Genomic DNA, 726 nt, shown 5'->3' with positions numbered 1-726 from the left:
AACTGTGCCGTCTTTTAAACTGATTCGGTTAGCGCCTTGTGTCAGAGACAGGTTATTGGCCTGAATTTTTCCATTTAATTCCGTTGCCCGGCTGATAATATCGACATAATCCGTCGCCTTGCCATCTAACCCTTTACCGCCAATGGTGATTTGGCCTGTTTTAACTTCCAATGCTTCCAACGCACCCTGTTTATCAAATTGCGGTTTACCCGTGGTCAGTGTTGCACTCGAAGTATTAATAAAGCCACAGCCATCACAAGTAATGCCGTTGGGGTTGGCAATCATCACATTGGCTTTATTGCCGAAAATCTCCAATTGGCCTTGCAGGTTAGATTGTCCGCTGCCGGTCACTTCATTAATAATCAGTTCCGCCGCTTTTCCATGCAGATTAGGGTTAGCGTTAAGTTGCCCCGCCAGTTGTGATTGAGCCGCTTGCGTGGCGTTATTGAGTACAGCGCCTTGAGTATCGACATTGAACGCTTTATAGGTGTTGTGGGATATCCCCGCGTCATTCGGCGTGGCAATATTGACAACCGGAACGTTGCTTTGGTTTTGTACCTGCGTATGGTTATTATCCGGTGTGATCCCCGCGGCAATCGCCGGGTGTAGCGGCTGAATTGCCGTCAGGTAAATTAAAAGATAACTCGTGCCTCTCGCCACCGAGTTGTTGCGTTTACTCATCGTACTATCCCTTTTGTTTAATTTAAGTGTTAAAAAGTCAGTGAT

The 726-nt window shown here is 46.7% G+C and carries 1 protein-coding gene; it reads right to left on the bottom strand.

Annotated features, from left to right (window positions below):
• On the bottom strand, positions 1-681 hold a 681-nt coding region (locus AACQ38_RS23785; protein ID WP_165579249.1), incomplete at its 3' end, for a filamentous hemagglutinin N-terminal domain-containing protein.
• Between the last annotated feature and the right edge of the window lie 45 nt (positions 682-726).

The organism is Photorhabdus sp. RW14-46 (genome assembly GCF_963887965.1).
Taxonomy (GTDB): Bacteria; Pseudomonadota; Gammaproteobacteria; order Enterobacterales; family Enterobacteriaceae; genus Photorhabdus; species Photorhabdus laumondii.
The sequence above is the reverse complement of the archived record's forward strand: the minus strand, read 5'-3'. Positions and strand labels throughout refer to the sequence as shown.